Source organism: Protofrankia sp. Cas8 (assembly GCF_963555845.1).
Taxonomy (GTDB): Bacteria; Actinomycetota; Actinomycetes; order Frankiales; family Frankiaceae; genus Protofrankia.
On record NZ_CAUVXI010000012.1, the window covers coordinates 1 to 17886 of the forward strand.

General features: G+C 72.0%; 13 protein-coding genes and 1 riboswitch. All 13 genes read left to right on the forward strand.

What is annotated here, in order from left to right:
* The first annotated feature begins 94 nt into the window (after positions 1 to 94).
* The gene (locus U9977_RS03835) at positions 95 to 643 is read left to right on the forward strand and encodes a hypothetical protein (RefSeq protein WP_322747761.1); all 549 of its coding nucleotides are present in this window, start codon (positions 95 to 97) and stop codon (positions 641 to 643) included.
* Positions 644 to 763: 120 nt separating this feature from the next.
* The gene (locus tag U9977_RS03840; protein WP_322747762.1) at positions 764 to 1042 is read left to right on the forward strand and encodes a type II toxin-antitoxin system Phd/YefM family antitoxin; all 279 of its coding nucleotides are present in this window, start codon (positions 764 to 766) and stop codon (positions 1040 to 1042) included.
* Between the two features lie 343 nt (positions 1043 to 1385).
* Positions 1386 to 2417, forward strand: a complete 1032-nt coding sequence (locus U9977_RS03845; protein WP_322747802.1) for a cobalamin biosynthesis protein — start codon at positions 1386 to 1388, stop codon at positions 2415 to 2417.
* A complete protein-coding gene (locus U9977_RS03850; protein ID WP_322747763.1) occupies positions 2414 to 3949 on the forward strand; it encodes a cobyric acid synthase in 1536 nt (511 codons plus the stop codon). The genes U9977_RS03845 and U9977_RS03850 overlap by 4 nt, the downstream gene beginning before the upstream one ends.
* Before the next feature lie 2 nt (positions 3950 to 3951).
* Positions 3952 to 7707, forward strand: coding sequence for a cobaltochelatase subunit CobN (gene cobN, locus U9977_RS03855; RefSeq protein ID WP_322747764.1), 3756 nt, complete (start codon positions 3952 to 3954; stop codon positions 7705 to 7707).
* A gap of 58 nt (positions 7708 to 7765) precedes the next feature.
* Positions 7766 to 7893, forward strand: a riboswitch (cobalamin riboswitch).
* Between the two features lie 132 nt (positions 7894 to 8025).
* Positions 8026 to 10113 carry a VWA domain-containing protein gene (locus U9977_RS03860; protein WP_322747765.1) on the forward strand — a complete coding sequence of 696 codons (2088 nt, stop codon included), beginning with the start codon at positions 8026 to 8028 and terminating at the stop codon, positions 10111 to 10113.
* A gap of 2 nt (positions 10114 to 10115) precedes the next feature.
* Positions 10116 to 10721 carry a cob(I)yrinic acid a,c-diamide adenosyltransferase gene (gene cobO, locus U9977_RS03865; RefSeq protein WP_322747766.1) on the forward strand — a complete coding sequence of 202 codons (606 nt, stop codon included), beginning with the start codon at positions 10116 to 10118 and terminating at the stop codon, positions 10719 to 10721.
* Positions 10715 to 12190 (forward strand): cobyrinate a,c-diamide synthase, encoded by a 1476-nt coding sequence (locus U9977_RS03870; RefSeq protein WP_322747767.1) that lies wholly within the window; start codon positions 10715 to 10717, stop codon positions 12188 to 12190. Before cobO ends, U9977_RS03870 begins: the two co-directional genes overlap by 7 nt.
* 23 nt (positions 12191 to 12213) lie before the next feature.
* Positions 12214 to 13056, forward strand: a complete 843-nt coding sequence (gene cobI / locus U9977_RS03875; RefSeq protein ID WP_322747768.1) for a precorrin-2 C(20)-methyltransferase — start codon at positions 12214 to 12216, stop codon at positions 13054 to 13056.
* Positions 13044 to 13937, forward strand: coding sequence for a precorrin-4 C(11)-methyltransferase (gene cobM / locus U9977_RS03880; protein WP_322747769.1), 894 nt, complete (start codon positions 13044 to 13046; stop codon positions 13935 to 13937). Before cobI ends, cobM begins: the two co-directional genes overlap by 13 nt.
* On the forward strand, positions 13934 to 15115 hold the full coding sequence (locus tag U9977_RS03885; protein WP_322747770.1) for a cobalt-precorrin-5B (C(1))-methyltransferase: 1182 nt from the start codon (positions 13934 to 13936) through the stop codon (positions 15113 to 15115). The genes cobM and U9977_RS03885 overlap by 4 nt, the downstream gene beginning before the upstream one ends.
* Positions 15116 to 15135: 20 nt before the next feature.
* Positions 15136 to 16446: a precorrin-6y C5,15-methyltransferase (decarboxylating) subunit CbiE gene (cbiE, locus tag U9977_RS03890; protein ID WP_322747771.1), complete on the forward strand. Its 1311-nt coding sequence runs from the start codon at positions 15136 to 15138 to the stop codon at positions 16444 to 16446.
* Positions 16433 to 17886 (forward strand): cobalamin biosynthesis protein (locus U9977_RS03895; protein WP_322747772.1); only part of this gene is annotated, 1454 nt, incomplete at its 3' end. The genes cbiE and U9977_RS03895, both read left to right, overlap by 14 nt.

Consider the following 17886-nt stretch of genomic DNA (forward strand, 5'->3'; position numbering starts at 1 on the left):
GGCGCAACCCCTACCGCCGCACCCTCCACAACACACGGGACGGCCCCGGCACACGGGACGACCCCGACCAGAATCTATTCGGAGGCGTCCCGTGATGTCGGTCGACCAACACGCTGCCCGCTATCGCAGCTTCCTCGTCGCGGCGATCACACTCGGGCTGATCACCTGGCGGGTGGCTTTCAACCTCGGCGCGTACAACACGGTGTTCTACGAGGACGTCTACGCTGTCGTGGTCGCCAGCACCATCGCGTTCGGCGCCAGTTTCCTTGCGCCCCATGAATCCCCCCGTGGAGTCAGGATCCCGGCCGTGTCGGGACGGATTCTGCTCGCCGCACCGGCTATCTGGACGGTCCTCGCCCTGAGCGTGACCGGTTCGCTCACCGCGGCGGAGTCATCACCGATCCTTATGGCGCTGGGCGTCATCATCGGTGCAACATCCGTCCCGTGCGTCCTACTGCTGCTCGCACGCGTTGTCGTACCTTCGTTGGAAACACTCAGGGGTCGGCCGCTTGCCGTCCTGATAGTGATGACAGCCCTCGTCGCCGCGGCCGGATGGCTGACAGGCCGCCACAACGATCGGTTCATGACCTGCAACGACTTCAAGGTCGCCGGCCAGGACCAACCCAGGAACTGCACACCCTGAACGAAGACGCACTGGGGTCGGATCAGGTCCCATTACACCGGGCGAGTCGACCGATGAACTGGCAAGGCAGAATCTAACCTGTATACACGGACTATCCGGTGGTTGATGTTGGAGGCCGTGATGAGTTGGCAGGTTCAAGAAGCAAGACAACGCTTCAGCGAGGTGCTTCGCGCCGCGCAAAACGACGGTCCACAGACCATCACCCGGCATGGCGAGGAGATCGCGGTCGTCATCGACATCAATGAATATCGAAGGCTGACTGCGCCGAACAAGAACCTCATCGATCTCCTTCTCGGCCCGCCGTACTTTGATGGCGACGTCGTTTCCGTTATGGACGAGATCGAGGTCGCGCGCAAAAAGGACTTTCCCAGGGAGAGCGACGTTGGTACCGGCGGATGAACTATCTGCTGGACACCAGTGTTCTCGCCGAGACCAGAAAGCGCAGGCCAGACCCTGGCGTGCCGGAGTCGACGAACGCATCGTTGCGGTCACCGGCCAGGTAGCCCGGGAGTGAGGGAGCGGACGGGTGGTTCGGCCGTGGCAGGTTGGTGCACTTGACCGGGAGCCGGGGGATCTGTTCTGCTCATCAGGCCCAGCCGATGCACCAAGCCCCAGCCGATGGACACGCGAGGGACACGGAGGAAACCGGTTGGAGTTCCTCCTGACGCTGAGTACCCGGCCACACCGCCAGGCCGCCGGCGATGAAAAGTCGATCTCCAGCCACACGTCGCGGGGGATGCACATGCCCGGATGGGTCCGCGCCGCCGGCTTGCTGGCCGGCGCCGCACTCGATGTCGTTCTCGCCGACCCGGCGCGGATGCACCCGGTAGCCGCCTTCGGCACCGTTGCCGACCATGCCGAACGGTTGCTCTACCACGACAGCCGGGCCGCTGGTCTGGCCTACACCTCCGTACTCGCTGGCGGCACGGTCGTGCTCGGCGCTCTGGCGCGCACCGGCGTGGCCAGGGCCGGGCGTCGGTTTGGCTGTCAACGCGCGACATCGGCGGCATTGACCGCGGCGGCCACGTGGACGGTCCTCGGCGGGACGTCCCTGCGCCGCCACGGCCGCCGACTCGGCAGTGACCTCGCCCGCGGCGATGTGGCCGCGGCCCGAAGCCGTCTGCCGGCGCTGTGCGGGCGGGATCCGGCCGTCCTGGACACGGCCGGCCTCTCCCGCGCCGGGGTCGAATCTCTTGCCGAGAACACCTCGGACGCGGTCGTCGGACCGCTGATCTGGGGAGCCGTCGGTGGCGTTCCCGGCCTGCTCGGCTACCGGGCGATCAATACTCTGGACGCCATGGTCGGCTACCGCAGCAGCCGCCACGCCCGCTTCGGCTGGGCCTCAGCCCGCCTGGACGATTTCGCAAACCTCCTACCTTCCCGGGTCGCGGGGCTACTGGCATGTGCGTGTGCACCGGTCGTCGGCGGCTCGCCCGTTGACGCCTACTGGGTGATGCGCCGCGACGGCGCGAGCCATCCGAGTCCGAACGCCGGTCAGGTGGAGGCGGCCTTCGCCGGTGCGCTCGGGCTGCGCCTGGGCGGGACGTTGCGTTACCACCACGGAGTCGAACACCGGCCGGTGATGGGATACGGCCGCACCGCCCAGCCCGCCGACCTGGAGCGAGCCGCGGTCCTGTCCGCCGCGGTCAGCGCCAGCGCGCTCATCCTGTCAGCGGGTGTCGCCGCAGGAGCGTCGGTCACCAGGTCGGCGGCCCGGTCAGCCGTCCGGTCAGCGTGGACGTCAGGCCGGGCGCGTCGACGGAACAAAAGGTGACTGGAGGCGCACTGCTGGTTGCCGGGACGACATCGGACGCGGGCAAGAGCGTCGTCACCGCCGGTCTGTGCCGATGGCTGGCCCGGCAAGGCCTGCGGGTCGCGCCGTTCAAGGCCCAGAACATGGCGCTGAACTCCGTCGTGACGGCGGATGGCGCCGAGATCGGCCGTGCCCAGGCGATGCAGGCCGCCGCCGCCGGGGTCGAGCCGGAGGCGGCGATGAACCCGGTCCTACTCAAACCCGGCGACGACCGACACAGCCAGCTCATCGTTCTCGGCCGTCCGGTCGCCGAGGTGGACGCGTTGAGTTACCGTCCGCACAAGGCGCATCTGGCCGCGGTCGTCGCGGACTGCCTGGCCGACCTGCGCGCCCGGTTCGACGCAGTGATCTGTGAGGGGGCCGGCTCACCCGCGGAGATCAACCTGCGGGACACCGACATCGCGAACATGGGGCTGGCACGGGCCGCGAACCTGCCGGTGCTGGTCGTCGGCGACATCGACCGGGGCGGGGTGTTCGCCGCGCTGTTCGGCACCCTGGCCCTGCTCGACGCGGCCGACCAGGCACTGATCGCAGGATGGATCATCAACAAGTTCCGCGGCGACCCACGGCTGCTCGAACCCGGCCTGCGTCAGCTTGAGCGGCTCACCGGGCGTCCCGTGCACGGGGTGCTGCCGTGGCGGTCCGGGCTGTGGCTGGATGTCGAGGATTCCCTCGATCTCGCCTCGTACCCCGGCGAACTCCCGCCGGCCGAAGTGCCGACCGAAGTGCCGGCCGCGGAGGCGAGCAAGGGGGAGTTCCTGCGGGTGGCGGTGATCCGGTTGCCGCGGCTGTCCAACGTCACCGACATCGACCCGCTGCGGGCCGAACCCGGGGTGGTTGTGGCGTTCGCGACCCGACCCGCCGACCTCCTCGACGCCGACCTGGTCGTCATACCCGGGACGCGCGCGACCGTGGCGGACCTGGCCTGGCTGCGCGGATGCGGCCTGGACGCGACACTGCGGGCACGCGCGGCCGATGGCCGGCCGGTCCTCGGGATCTGCGGCGGATACCAGATGCTCGGCCGGCACATCCACGATCCGGTCGAGTCCGGTACCGGGACGGTGAACGGCCTCGGCCTGCTACCGGTGACCACCACGTTCGCCCGGGACAAACTGCTCGGCCGGCGCGCCGGCATGAGCGCCGAGGGACTCGCGGTCACCGGCTATGAGATCCGCCACGGCCGGCTGACCGTGGACGGCGACGGCGGTGAGCCGTTCGCCGCGGACGGCATCCGCGTCGGCGCGGTGGCCGGCACCAGCTGGCATGGGCTGTTGGAGAACGACGAGTTCCGCCGGGCGTTGCTCATCGACGTGGCGACCCGGGCCGGACGCTCGTTCACCCCGGCTGCCACCTGCTTCGCCGATGTCCGCCAGCGCCGGCTCGACGCGCTCGGCGATCTGATCGCCGACCACCTCGACACCGCCGCCGTCCGCGCGCTCCTGGACAGCGGCCCACCGTCCACCCTTCCCTTCGTACCACCGGGAGCGCCCTAAAAATGTCCGCCGGCGACGAACCCACGATCGTCGAACCCACGATCGTCCTGCTGTCCACGGCGGACACCGAGCTACTGGCCGCTCGTGCCAGCGGGATGCCGTGGCGGGTGGCCAACCCGGCCCGGCTCGCCGCCACCGACAGCGCCACCGAGGACATCGCCACGCTGCTCGACGGCGCAGCCGTGGTGGTCGTCCGGCTGCTCGGGGGGGTGCGGGCCTGGCCGGACGGGCTGGCCGCGACGCTCGCCGCGGGCCGCCCGACGGTGGTACTCGGCGGGGAAGCGGTGCCCGACGCCGAACTCATGGGACGTTCCACCGTACCGGCCGGTGTTGCCACGGCGACGCTGGGATACCTGGCTGAGGGCGGCACCGCGAACCTCGCCGAGCTGTACCGCTTCCTTGCCGACACCCTGCTGCTCACCGGGTTCGGTTTCGCGCCGCCCGCGGCGATGCCCGCCGCCGGGGTGCATGGCACGCGGATGCGCAGGCCCGACCGTCCAACGGTCGGGGTCGTGTTCTACCGGGCGCACGCCACGTCCGGCAACACTGCGTTCGTGGACACACTGTGCGACGCGTTGGAGGCCCGCGGGGCCAATGCCCACCCGGTGTTCGCCCCGTCCCTGCGCGGCCTGGATGCAAGCAACCTGGATGCAGCCGGCCGGGTTGACGGCGTCCTGGGTCTGCTCGCCGGGGTCGACGCGCTGGTGGTGACCGTGCTCGCCGCCGGTGGCACCCGACCGTCGGATGCGTCCGCAGGCGGGGATGACCAGGCGTGGGACGTCGGTGCACTCGCCACCCTGGACGTGCCCGTGGTGCAGGGGCTGTGCCTGACCTCGTCGCGTGCGCAATGGGCGGCGGGCGACGCGGGCGTGACACCGATGGACGCGGCCATGCAGGTCGCGATCCCCGAGTTCGACGGCCGGATCATCGCCGTGCCGTTCTCGTTCAAGGAATCCGGTGCGGACGGAGTGCCGGTGTACACGGCCGACCCCGAACGCGCGGCCCGGCTCGCCGGGATCGCCGCGCGCCTGGCCCGGCTGCGACACGTCCCGGCCAGCGAGAAGAAGATCGCGTTGGTGCTGTCGTCGTACCCGACGAAGCACGCCCGGGTCGGTAACGCCGTCGGCCTGGACACCCCGGCGTCCGCGATCCGGTTGCTGGACGCGCTGCGCGCGGCCGGTTACGACCTGGGAGACCCCGAACCTGTGGCGGCGGATGGTCAGAACGGACCCACAGCGCTCTCCGACGGGGACACCCTCATCCACACGTTGATCGCAGCCGGCGGGCACGACGTGGAATGGCTCAGCGAGGAGCAGCTCGCGGCCGCGCCGGCCCGGGTACCCGCCTCGGTCTACCGACGCTGGTTCGACGCCCTGCCGGCGAGCCTGCGGGATGCGATGGTCCGGCACTGGGGTGACCCACCCGGCACCCTGTATGTCGACGAGGGCCGCGAACCGGCGATCGTTCTCGCAGCGCTGCGCTTCGGCAACATCCTGCTCATGATCCAGCCACCGCGGGGCTTCGGGGAGAATCCGGTGGCGATCTACCACGACCCGGACCTGCCGCCGTCCCACCATTATCTGGCCGCCTACCGCTGGCTGGATTCCGAGTTCGGCGCGGACGCGGTCGTGCACCTGGGTAAACACGGGACGTTGGAGTGGCTGCCGGGCAAGGGGCTCGGGCTGTCCGCCGGCTGCGCCCCGGACGCCGTCCTCGGTGACCTGCCGCTGGTCTACCCGTTCCTGGTCAACGACCCGGGCGAGGGCACCCAGGCGAAACGCCGCGCACACGCGGTAATCGTCGACCATCTGGTGCCGCCGATGGCACGCGCCGACACCTACGGCGACATGGCCAAACTGGAGCAGCTCCTCGACGAGCACGCGACACTCGCCGCGCTCGACCCGGCCAAACTGCCGGCTGTGCGGGCGCAGATCTGGACGTTGATCCAGGCCGCGCAACTCCATCACGACCTGGGCTTGGACCAACGCCCGGGCGACGACGCCTTCGACGACTTCCTGCTGCACGTCGACGGCTACCTGTGCGAGGTCAAGGACACCCAGATCCGCGACGGCCTGCACATTCTCGGCCAGGCCCCGGCCGGTGCGGCGCGGGTGAACCTGGTGCTCGCGATCCTGCGGGCGTCGCAGGTGTGGGGCGGGACCGCCCGGGCGCTGCCGGGGCTGCGAGCCGCGCTCGGCCATGTCGAGGGCGGCAGGGCCGGGCGGGTCGAGGTGGACGAATTCGAGACGACAGCCCGCGCGCTCGTCACCGGGATGGACGCCGCCGGCTGGGATCCGGCCGCCGCGTCCGGGGTGTGCGCGGACGTCCTCGGGTCAGCGAACAGCACCGGGTCAGCGAACAACGCCGAGGTCGAGAAGGTGCTGGTGTTCGCCGCGTCCGAGGTGGTGCCGCGCCTGGACCGCACCCCGGACGAGATCACTGCCGTACTCCGGGCGCTCGGTGGCGGGTTCGTGCCGCCGGGGCCGTCGGGGTCACCCACCCGCGGGCTGGTCAACGTACTGCCGACCGGGCGGAACTTCTACTCGGTCGATCCGAAGGCGATCCCGTCCAGACTGGCCTGGGAGACCGGCCGCGCACTCGCCGACTCGCTGCTCGCCCGCCACCTCGCCGACACCGGGAGCTATCCGTCCTCGGTGGGACTGACCGTCTGGGGCACGTCCGCGATGCGTACGCAAGGTGACGACATTGCGGAAGTGCTGGCGCTGCTCGGCTGCCGGCCGACCTGGGACGACGCGTCCCGGCGGGTCACCGGCTTCGAGGTGGTACCGCTTGCCGAGCTCGGCCGGCCGCGGGTGGACGTGGTCGTGCGGATCTCCGGCTTCTTCCGGGATGCCTTCCCCCACATTGTCACGCTGCTCGACGACGCGGTGAGCACCGTCGCGGCCCTCGACGAGGAGGCGGATGCCGACAACGCACTCGCCGCCCACGTGCGAGCCGATCTGCGCGCCGCTCCCGGTGACCGGCGGCGGGCCACGACCCGTATCTTCGGGTCGAAGCCGGGGGCCTACGGCGCCGGTCTCCTGCCCCTGATCGACTCGCGCGAGTGGCGTTCGGACGCCGACCTTGCCGAGGTGTACGCGGTGTGGGGCGGCTACGCCTACGGCCGCGACCTCGACGGGCGGGAGGCCCGAGCCGACATGGAGCAGGCGTTCCGTCGCATCCAGGTGGCCGTGAAGAATCAGGACACCCGCGAGCACGACCTGGTCGACTCCGACGACTACTTTCAGTACCACGGCGGGATGGTCGCGGCGGTCCGCGCGCTCACGGGCGCGTCACCGGCGGCCTACGTGGGGGACAGCGCCATGCCGGACGCGGTGAAGACCCGCACGTTGCAGGAGGAGACCCACCGGGTGTTCCGGGCCCGGGTGGTGAATCCGCGCTGGATCGCGGCGATGCGCCGCCACGGTTACAAGGGCGCGTTCGAACTGGCGGCGACCGTCGACTACCTGTTCGGCTATGACGCGACCGCGGGTGTCGTGCAGGACTGGATGTACGAGTCGTTGGCCGCCTCCTATGTGTTCGACCCCGAAACCCGCGACTTCATGCAAACGTCCAATCCGTGGGCGCTGCGCGGCATCGCTGAACGCCTGCTGGAAGCCGCCGACCGCGGCCTGTGGGAAAAACCCGACGCCACCACCATCGACGGACTCCGCCAGACCTACCTGGAGCTCGAAGGTGACCTTGAAGGCGGCGTTGCGGGCGGCCTTGCAGGCGGCCTTGAAAGCCGCGAAGGATAACCCGTCGGACCGTCGCTATGACCGTAGGTGTGCCATGCTGAGGAACGCGACGGCAGTGGAGGAAGCCGGTGGGAATCCGGCGCGGTCCCGCCACTGTCACCGGGGAGCAACCCCTCACCGTACGTCACGGCCGCGAGAGCGGTTGGAAGGCCGAGGGGGCGCGCTGATCCGGAAGTCAGGATACTCCGGCCGTCCGCACCGTTACCGAGGGCGAGGAAACCCGAGGGAGGACCGCGGTATGCCAACGCACGCCCGCCGGCTCGTGATCGGCCGGCTCGTGATCGATACGGAGTCCGGCGCACACCGGCACAGGGCACGATGACGGCCTACCCGTTGTCCGCGGTGGTGGGCATGGACGATCTGCGGCTCGCGCTCGTCCTCAACGCGGTGTCCCCGGCGATCGGCGGGGTCCTCGTCCGCGGCGAGAAGGGCACGGCCAAGTCGACCGCGGTCCGAGGGCTCGCCGCGTTGCTCCCACCGGTGAACGTGGTAACCGGCTGCCGGTTCTCCTGTGACCCGGCCGCGGTCGACCCCGACTGCCCGGACGGCCCGCATCCACCGGAGGCGCGGCCGAGCACCCGGGCGGCGCGCCTGGTGGAGCTGCCGGTCGGCGCCTCCGAGGACAGGGTCACCGGAGCGATCGACCTCGACCGGGCGCTCGCCGAAGGCGTCACCTCGCTGCGGCCGGGGTTGCTCGCCGCCGCCCATCGCGGCCTGCTCTACGTCGACGAGGTCAACCTCCTGCACGACCATCTCGTCGACCTGCTGCTGGACGCGGCCGCCCTCGGTGTCGCCCACGTGGAACGTGACGGGGTGTCGGTGCGCCATGCAGCCCGCTTCCTGCTGGTCGGGACGATGAACCCCGAAGAAGGTGAGCTGCGCCCGCAGTTGCTGGACCGCTTCGGACTGACCGTCGAGGTCGCCGCCAGCCGACAGCCGCCGGTGCGGGCCGAGGTGGTGCGTCGCAGGCTGGCCTACGACGCCGACCCCGACGCCTTCGCCGTTCGCTGGGCGGTGCAGGAGACCGCCCTGGCCGCCCGGATCGCCACCGCCCGCGACCGGCTGCCCGCTGTCGAACTGCCCGACTCCGCACTGCGCCAGGTCACCGCGGTGTGTGCGGCGTTCGACGTGGACGGGATGCGCGCGGACGTGGTCGTGGCACGCACCGCGATCGCGCTGGCCGCCTGGGAGGGCCGGGAGACCGTCGACGCCGACGACGTCCGCCGGGCCGCCCGCCTGGCCCTGCCGCACCGCTGCCGCCGTGGCCCGTTCGACGCGCCCGGCCTGGACGAAGACGCCCTGACCAAGGCGTTGGACGAGCACGCGGAGGAGTCCCCCACCGGTCCGGACCCCGACCTTGACCCGGACATGGACCCGGACATGGACCCGGATCGCCCCCCGTCGCCCGGTGGCGGTGGTGGCGGTGGTGGACGCGGCGGGCCGACGTCCAGCGGGCCGACGTCCAGCGGGCCGGAAACGACAGCGGAGCGGACGGCCGAGTCGGATGTCGTCCCATCCCCGCGTTCCGCGGAACACGATGCCCCGGAACAGGATGCCGGGGAATACCGCGCCACGGCGGGGCAGGGGCAGGGGCGCCAGGAGCGACGTGCCGGCACGCCCGGCCCGTCGTTCCGCCCGCGCCGGCTGGAGATCCCAGACACCGGAACGCCGCTGGGCGCGCCCGGCCGCCGCTCACGCGCCCGCACCTCGCACGGCGCGGTCGTCACGAGCTCCCCGGACGCACCCGGCCTGCACCTGCTGGCGACCCTGCGGGCAGCCGCGCCCTGGCAGCACGCCCGCGGGCGGGTAGGCCCGGGGCTCGCACTACGTCCCGGCGACCGGCGCGGTGCGGTCCGGGCGGGACGTGAGGGCAACCTGGTCCTGTTCCTGGTGGACGCCAGCGGTTCGATGGCCGCCCGCGCCCGCATGCGTACGGTCACCACCGCCGTGCTGTCCCTCCTGCTCGACGCCTACCAGCGCCGCGACCGGGTCGGAATGATCACTTTCAGGGGTTCCGGCGCCGATCTCGTCCTCCCCCCGACATCGAGTGTGGAGGTGGGCGCGGCGCGGCTCGCGTCCCTGCCGACTGGCGGGCGGACCCCGCTGGCAGCCGGGCTTACCCGCGCCGGCGAGGTCCTCGCGGCCGAACGCCGCCGCGACCCGGACCGACGTCCGCTGCTGATCGTCGTCACCGACGGCCGTGCCACCGCCGGGCCGGACCCGCTCACCCCCGCGCGGGCGCTGGCTCGTCGCGGCCTGGCGAGCATCGTCGTCGACTGCGAGAGCGGGTATGTGCGCCTGGGCCTGGCCGACCGCCTCGCGACCGCGCTCGGCGGCACGACCATCCCGATCGACGCGCTGGCGGCCGCGACCAGCCGCGCGACCAGCCGGCGCAGGGCTGCCTAGCCATGCCACAGGGACAGCCATCCGTCGTGCCCGACGACGGCCTGACGACCCGGGCGCGCCGGGACAGGGCACTGCTGATCGTCCACACGGGTGAGGGCAAGGGGAAGTCGACCGCGGCGTTCGGGCTCGCGCTGCGCGGCTGGGCGCAGGGCTGGGACGTCGGGGTGTTCCAGTTCGTCAAGTCCGCGAAATGGCGGATCGGGGAGGAACGGGCACTGCGCACCCTGGCCGCCGGCGGCGAGGGCGGGGACATCACCTGGCACAAGATGGGCGAGGGATGGAGCTGGGTGCAGGCCCGGATCGACCCCGCCGCCGACCCCGCCGAGGCCGCCCGGGAGGGCTGGGCGCAGATCCGCCGGGACCTGGCCGCCCAGACCTACCGGCTCTACGTCCTCGACGAGCTGACCTACCCGCTGAAGTGGGGATGGATCGACACCGACGAGGTCATCGAGGTGCTGCGTACCCGTCCGGGACGCCAGCATGTCGTCGTCACCGGGCGCGCCGCCCCGCCCGCGCTGATCGACGCCGCCGACCTGGTCACCGAGATGACCAAGGTGAAGCATCCGATGGACGCCGGGCAGAAGGGCCAACGGGGGATCGAATGGTAGCCCCGCCTGTCCCGCTGCCACCGCGGCTGGTGATCGCCGCCCCGGCCAGCGGCGCCGGCAAGACCACGGTGGCGACCGGGCTGATGGCCGCGTTCACCGCCCGCGGCCTGCGGGTGTCCCCGCACAAGGTCGGGCCCGACTACATCGACCCGACCTATCACACCATCGCCAGCAGGCGCCCCGGCCGCAACCTCGACGCCGTGCTGTGCGGGGAGCATCGGATCGCACCGCTGTTCGCCCACGGCGCGCGCAACGCCGACATCGCCATCGTGGAAGGCGTGATGGGCCTGTTCGACGGGGTGTCGGTGCCCGAAGCCGGTCAGCCCGCCGACTTCGCCTCGGCCGCCCATGTGGCCCGGCTGACCGGCGCCCCGGTCGTGCTGGTGGTCGACGCGTCCGCGGTGGGCCGCTCGGTGGCCGCGACCGTGCACGGCTTCGCCACCTGGGACGAGCGGGTACGCCTGGGCGGAGTGGTGTTCAACCGGGTCGGTTCGCCCGGCCACGAACGGCTGTTGCGGGACGCGGTCGCGGGTCTCGGCATCGCCGTGCTGGGCGTGCTGCGCCGCGACGATCGGGCCGCGGTGCCGTCCCGGCATCTCGGGCTGGTGCCCGCGGCCGAACGCGCGTCCGCGGCGGCGCAGGCTGTCGCCGCGCTCGGCACGCTGGTCGCCGCATCATGCGATCTTGATGCCGTGCTCGCCCTCGCCCGGTCGGCACCAGCACTGAACGTGGCACCCTGGTCGCCATCCGACATAATTCATGACGTTGAGTCGGCGGTGCCGGCGGTGCCGGCGGTATCAGCGGTGGGCCGGCCGGTGCGGATCGCGGTCACGGGCGGGCCGGCGTTCACTTTCGGTTATGCCGAGCAGGGTGAGCTGCTGCTCGCCGCGGGAGCAGAGGTGGTCACCGTCGATCCGCTGCGTGACGAGAATCTTCCAACAGGCTGCGACGGATTGATCATCGGTGGGGGATTCCCGGAGGAACACGCACCCGAGCTCGCCGCGAATGCGGCCCTGCGCGCCGACGTGGCGGCACTGGCGGGAAGGGGCGCGCCGGTCAGCGCCGAGTGCGCGGGCCTGCTCTACCTCGCCCGATCCCTGGACGGACATCCGATGTGCGGGGTTCTCGACGTCGACACCGCTATGAGCCCTCGGCTCACTCTTGGTTACCGCCGAGCCGTGGCCGCCTGCGACAACCCGATCGCCGAAGCCGGCACCCCGGTGACCGCGCACGAGTTCCACCGCACATCGGTATTGACCACCCAGCACCGGACGGCACGCTCTGCCTGGCAGATCGGCGGCCGCCCAGCAGGCGACGAGCCCGACGAGCGGACCGAAGGCTTCGTGCACGGCGGGGTCCACGCATCCTACCTGCATCTGCACTGGGCGGGTGTACCCGGCGTGGCCGCACGGTTCGTCGCGGCGGCACGGCAGGCACGGCAGGTGAGAGGGCCGCAATGGACGGCATAGGCGGGATGGACAGGACAGGCGGGATGGACGCGCAGCCTGCTCCGGCGGGCGACCGCGTACGGACGGGCAGCCGTCTGATCGGGGTCGGTGTGGGTCCCGGCGATCCGGACCTGATCACGGTCAAGGCGGTCGGTGTCCTGGAGCGGGCCGATGTCGTGTTCGTCCCGGTGAGCGAGGGAACGCCGCCGCCGGGGCGGGCCGAGGCAACCGTGCGTGCACACGTCACCCATGACCGGATTCGCCGTCTGCCGTTCCGGATGACCGGCGACGCCGACTACGACACCCCGGCCGGGGTGGTCGCCCAGGCGCTGCGCGCGCAGTCGGGAAGCCGTCCGGGAGGGAGCCCGGGGGACAGCCGGGGGGGAGTCGTCGCGTTCGCCACGATCGGCGACCCCAACGTCTACTCGACCTTCACCACGCTGGCCGCCCGGGTGCGGGCACTGCTACCCGACGTCGTCGTCGAGACCGTTCCCGGCATCATGGCGCTGCAGGATCTCGCCGCCCGGTCCGGCACGGTGCTGGCGGTGGGCACCGAGACGGTGGCGCTGCTGCCGCTGACCGCCGGGGTGGACGCCTACCGGCGGGCCGTGGCCGACCACGACACGGTCATCGCCTACAAGGGCGGCCGGGCGCTGCCGCAGGTCCTCGACATCCTCGCCGAAGCCGACCGGCTCGGCGGCACAGGTGACGCGACCGGCACAGGTGACGCGACCGGCACGGGCGGCACGGGCGGCACAGCCGTCTACGGCGCTTCGCTGGGCCTGGCGGACTGCGACGTCCGCCAGGCGGGCGAGCTGCCCCGCGACCAGCCCGGCCCCTACCTGTCCACGGTGATCTCAACCCGGAGGCGACAGTGGCCGACCTGACCGAAACAGCGGCCGGGGCCACACCAGCGCCACGCGGCCGGGTGACGTTCGTCGGGGCCGGCCCCGGCGCCGCGGACCTGCTCACCCTGCGCGGCGCACGGATGATCAGCGAGGCGGATGTGGTCATCTGGGCGTCCTCACTGGTGCACCCGGACGTGCTCGCCCACGCCCGCGACGACGCCGAGATCATCGACTCGGCCGGACTACCGCTCGAAGGCGTCCGGGACGTCTACCTGCGGGCAGCGCGTGACGGGCTTGCCGTGGCCCGGATCCACTCCGGCGACCCGGCGCTGTGGGGAGCGGTGCAGGAGCAGCTGGAGGTCTGCGCCGCACTCGGGCTCGCCACCGCGATCGTGCCCGGGGTCAGCAGCTTCACCGCCGCCGCCGCGTCCATCCAACGCGAACTGACCATTCCCGAGGTGGCACAGTCGGTGATCCTGACCCGGCTCGGCGGCGGCAAGACCCCGATGCCCGCGGGCGAGGAGATCGCCGGTTTCGCGCGGCACGGCACGACGATGGCGCTGTTCCTGTCGGCGGCCCGATCCGGTCAGCTCCAGGACGAGCTCACCGACGGTGGTTATCCGCCGGACACGCCCTGTGTGATCGCCTACCGGGTGAGTTGGCCGGATGAACTGATCGTGCGGTGCGCACTTGCGGACCTCGCAGCCACCATCCGTGCGCACAAACTGTGGAAGCACACCCTGGTGCTGGTCGGCCCGGCGCTGGCGGCGGGTGGCACCCGCTCGCACCTCTACCACCCCGGCCATTTTCACGGGTTCCGCAAGGCCGAACGGACCGCCCGGGTGGCGCTACGGGCCCATGACCGGGCCCACGACCGGGCCCACGACCGTCCGCGGGAAGCCGGAGAGCAACCGGCGTGAACCCCCATGAACCGGCTCCCCAGCTGGTCCCGCTGCGTGAGCCTGATCTGCCGCGCACCGCCAAGGTCCGGCCGGACGCGCTGCGCACCGGATGGACCACCGGGACGTGTTCGGCCGCCGCGGCGAAAGCCGCGAGCGCGGCCCTGGTCTCCGGGATCGTGCAGCGGGCGGTCACCGTGAGCCTGCCAGCCGGCGGGCTGATCTCCTTCCCTGTCGAGCGGTGCGTGGTCGATGCCGGACGAACCGCCGAGGCCGTCGTGATCAAGGATGCCGGGGACGACCCGGACGTCACCCACGGCGCACACCTGACCGCGACGGTGACCTGGCGGACGCGGACCGGAATCGAGATCGACGGTGGAACCGGCATCGGCGTCGTCACGAAACCCGGTCTCGGCCTGCCCGTCGGCGAAGCGGCGATCAATCCGGTGCCCCGATCGATGATCACACGGTCGGTCGCGGAGGTCGTCGACCTGGACACCCGCGGGTTACGGGTGGTGATCAGCGTGCCGGATGGGGAGCGGATGGCGCGGCGGACCACCAACGCCCGGCTGGGCATCATCGGCGGGATCTCGATCCTCGGCACCACCGGCATCGTGCGGCCCTTCTCCACCGCGTCATGGCGGGCCTCGGTGGAACAGGCCGTGGCGGTCGCCGCCGCCCAGCAGCAGTGCACGGTCGTGCTCGCCACCGGCGGGCGCACCGAGAAGGCGGCCATCGGGCTGCTACCGGCGCTGCCCGAGGTGTGCTTCGTCGAGGTCGGCGACTTCACCGGAGCGGCCCTGCGCCGCGCGGTCGAGGTGGGCATGACCGACGTGGTCTTCGTCGGCATGGCCGGCAAGCTCACCAAGCTGGCCGCGGGCATCCTGATGACGCACTACACCCGGTCGAAGGTCTCCCCGGACCTGCTCGCCGGGATCACCGCGGACGCCGGTGGCGACGCGGCGCTGGTGGCCGCGGTCGCCGTTGCCAACACCGCGCGCCACGCCCATGAGCTGTGGGAGACCGCCGGCCTGCTGCGGGCAGCCGGCGACCTGCTCTGTGCCCGGGTCGCGGGCGTTCTCGTCCGGTTCACCGAGGGACGTCTGCGGGCCCGGGTCGCCATGGTCGACTTCACCGGGATGTCCTGCGTCGCCGCGACGGAACAGACATGGGTCGGGCCATGCAGGTCGACACCATGAATCGGGTGACGGTGAACCGCGTGACGGTGAATCGGGTGACGGTGAATCGGGTGACGGTGATCGGCTGGGACGGGCGTCCGCTCACCGCCGCCGCGGTCCACGCGTTGAGCACCGCCTCGGTGGTGGTCGGCGGGCGTCGCCATCTCGATGCGGTCGCGCCACTTCTGGCCACAGGAGTGGCGACGATCACCCTTGGTAACGTCGCGGCGGGCCTGTCTGAACTGAACGCCCACCTGGCCGCCGACGGTGGCCCGGCGGTGGTCCTGGCCAGCGGTGACCCGGGGTTCTTCGGCATCGTCCGGGCGCTGCGCCGGCTCCGTCTCGACATCGAGGTGCTGCCCGCGACGTCCTCGGTCACCCTCGCCTTCGCGCGTGCCGGGCTGCCGTGGGACGACGCCCTGGTACTCAGCGCGCACGGTCGCCGTCTGGACCGGGCCGTCAACGCCTGCCGCGCCCATCCATGCGTGGCCGTGCTGACCGGACCGGGCGGCGACCCGGCCATGCTCGGCGCCGCGCTGACGGCGCTGCCGCGCCGGATGTTCGTCGCCGAGGATCTCGGGATGCCCACCGAACGGACCACCTGGTGCACGCCACCGCAAGCCGCGGCACGTCGCGACTGGCGAGATCCGAACGTGGTCATCGTGGTGGACACCAGCGTCCATGACACCAACGTCCATGGCACCGACCGGGTCACGCCGGACCGACCCACGACCGAAGATCACGACTCGGCTGGATGGATCTTTCCGCGCCGGGCGTCACCACCGGGCTGGGCGTTGCCCGAGGCCGCGTTCACCCATCGCGACTCGATGATCAGCAAGGCCGAGGTGCGGGCGGTGGCACTGGCCCACCTCGGCCCCGGACCCGGCGATCTCATCTGGGACGTCGGTGCCGGCAGCGGATCGGTTGCGGTGGAATGCGCCCGTCTCGGCGCGGGGGCCATAGCCGTCGACCACGATACGGATGCCTGTGAACGCACCCGGGCGAACGCGCACGCGCACCGGGTGTCCGTCGAGGTCATACAAGGCGCCGCCCCGGACGCGCTCACCGAGCTGCCCACACCCGACGCGGTGTTCGTCGGCGGTGGCGGACCGGAGGTGGTCGCGGCCTGCGCCCGGCGGGCCCGGCGGATCGTGGTCGTCGCCCTGGCCGCCCTCGACCGGGTTCGACCCAGCTGGGATGCGCTGGCCTGCGCCGGTCTCGACGTCGCCGGCACTCAGCTCGCCGCAGCCCGACTACGACCGTTACCCGACGGTGCGCTACGGCTCGCGGCGACCAACCCGGTCGTCCTGTTGTGGGGAGCACACACTGGGAATCAGCATGATCCACGCTAGCCGGGATGATGATCGTGAAGGTGTCGGTCGCCACGGTGTCGGTCTGGTCGCGGTGACCGCGGCCGGACGCGCCGCCGCTGCGGAGCTCGCCCGGGTCTGGCCCGACGCCCGGGTGTACAACGGCACGGCCCGCGAGGCGCTCGCCGCCGCGGTCACCGAGTGCGCCGGCGTCGTGTGCTTTCTCGCCACCGGCGCGACGGTGCGGCTGCTCGCCGCGGCTGATCTACTCACCGGCAAGGCCAGCGACCCGGGTGTGGTCTGCGTGGACGAGGCCCGGCGGTGGGCGGTCGCCCTGGTCGGCGGGCACAGCGGTGGTGCCAACGCGCTCGCCGAACGTGTCGCCGCCGCGCTGGGCGCGACCGCCGTTGTGACCACCGCCAGCGACGCATCGGGCGCAGCGGCACTCGACTCGTTCGGCGCCGATGTGGGGCTACGGGTCGAGCCGGGCTCACGCCTGGCGACGGTGGGCGCGGCGGTGCTCTCCGGTGAGCCCGTGACGATGTACGCCGACGCCACCTGGCCGCTGCCACCGCTACCGGCGACGGTTCGCCAACTCGGCACACCGCTGTGGACCCGACGCGACGATCAGCCCGACAGCGCACCATCCATCATCATCACCGATCGCGTGATCACAGACCCTGCGATCACCGGTCGGACGGTTGTTTATCGGCCGCCGAGCCTGATCGTCGGAGTCGGCGCGAGCCGCGGCGCGCCCGAACAGGAGATCCTCGACCTCGTCGATCGCGCACTGGCCGATGCGGGCCTGTCGCCGCTGGCCGTGCGCCACCTCGCCACGGTTGAGGCCAAACGGGACGAGGCCGGCCTCATCGCGGCAGCCCGCACCCGGGGCTGGCCGCTGGTGTTCCACCCGGCCGCGCTACTCGCGACCGTCGACGTGCCGCATCCCTCCGAGGTGGTCCGGGCCGCCGTCGGCACGCCGAGTGTCGCCGAGGCGGCGAGCCTGCTGGGCGCCGACGGCGCTGCGACTGACAGTGCCGAGCTGGTCGTGTCCAAGCGGGCGAGCGCGCATGCGACCGTGGCGGTGGCCCGCCATCGTCCCCGCGGCCGGCTGGCGATCGTCGGCCTCGGCCCGGGGGACCGGGACCTGCTCACCCCGTATGCTGCGCGCGAACTCGCCCGAGCCAGCGTGATCGTCGGCCTGGACCAGTACGTCGACTCCGTCGCCGACCTGATCCGACCAGGCACGCGGGTGCTGGCCAGCGGTCTGGGCTCGGAGGAGGCACGGGCCGCCGTGGCGGTCGAGGCGGCCCGCGCCGGCCATGCGGTCGCTCTGATCGGCAGCGGGGATGCCGGGGTGTATGCGATGGGCAGCCCCACCCTGGAGCGGGCCGACAGCTCCTTCGACGTGGTGGGGGTACCCGGGGTGACGGCGGCGCTGTCCGCCGCGGCGCTGCTCGGTGCGCCGCTCGGCCACGACCA

Coding starts and splice junctions, on each gene's coding strand:
- U9977_RS03835 (WP_322747761.1), top strand. CDS start 95: ATGTCGGTCGACCAACACGCTGCCCGCTATCGCAGCTTCCTCGTCGCG.
- U9977_RS03840 (WP_322747762.1), top strand. CDS start 764: ATGAGTTGGCAGGTTCAAGAAGCAAGACAACGCTTCAGCGAGGTGCTT.
- U9977_RS03845 (WP_322747802.1), top strand. CDS start 1,386: ATGCCCGGATGGGTCCGCGCCGCCGGCTTGCTGGCCGGCGCCGCACTC.
- cobN (WP_322747764.1), top strand. CDS start 3,952: ATGTCCGCCGGCGACGAACCCACGATCGTCGAACCCACGATCGTCCTG.
- U9977_RS03860 (WP_322747765.1), top strand. CDS start 8,026: ATGACGGCCTACCCGTTGTCCGCGGTGGTGGGCATGGACGATCTGCGG.
- cobO (WP_322747766.1), top strand. CDS start 10,116: ATGCCACAGGGACAGCCATCCGTCGTGCCCGACGACGGCCTGACGACC.
- U9977_RS03870 (WP_322747767.1), top strand. CDS start 10,715: ATGGTAGCCCCGCCTGTCCCGCTGCCACCGCGGCTGGTGATCGCCGCC.
- cobI (WP_322747768.1), top strand. CDS start 12,214: ATGGACGCGCAGCCTGCTCCGGCGGGCGACCGCGTACGGACGGGCAGC.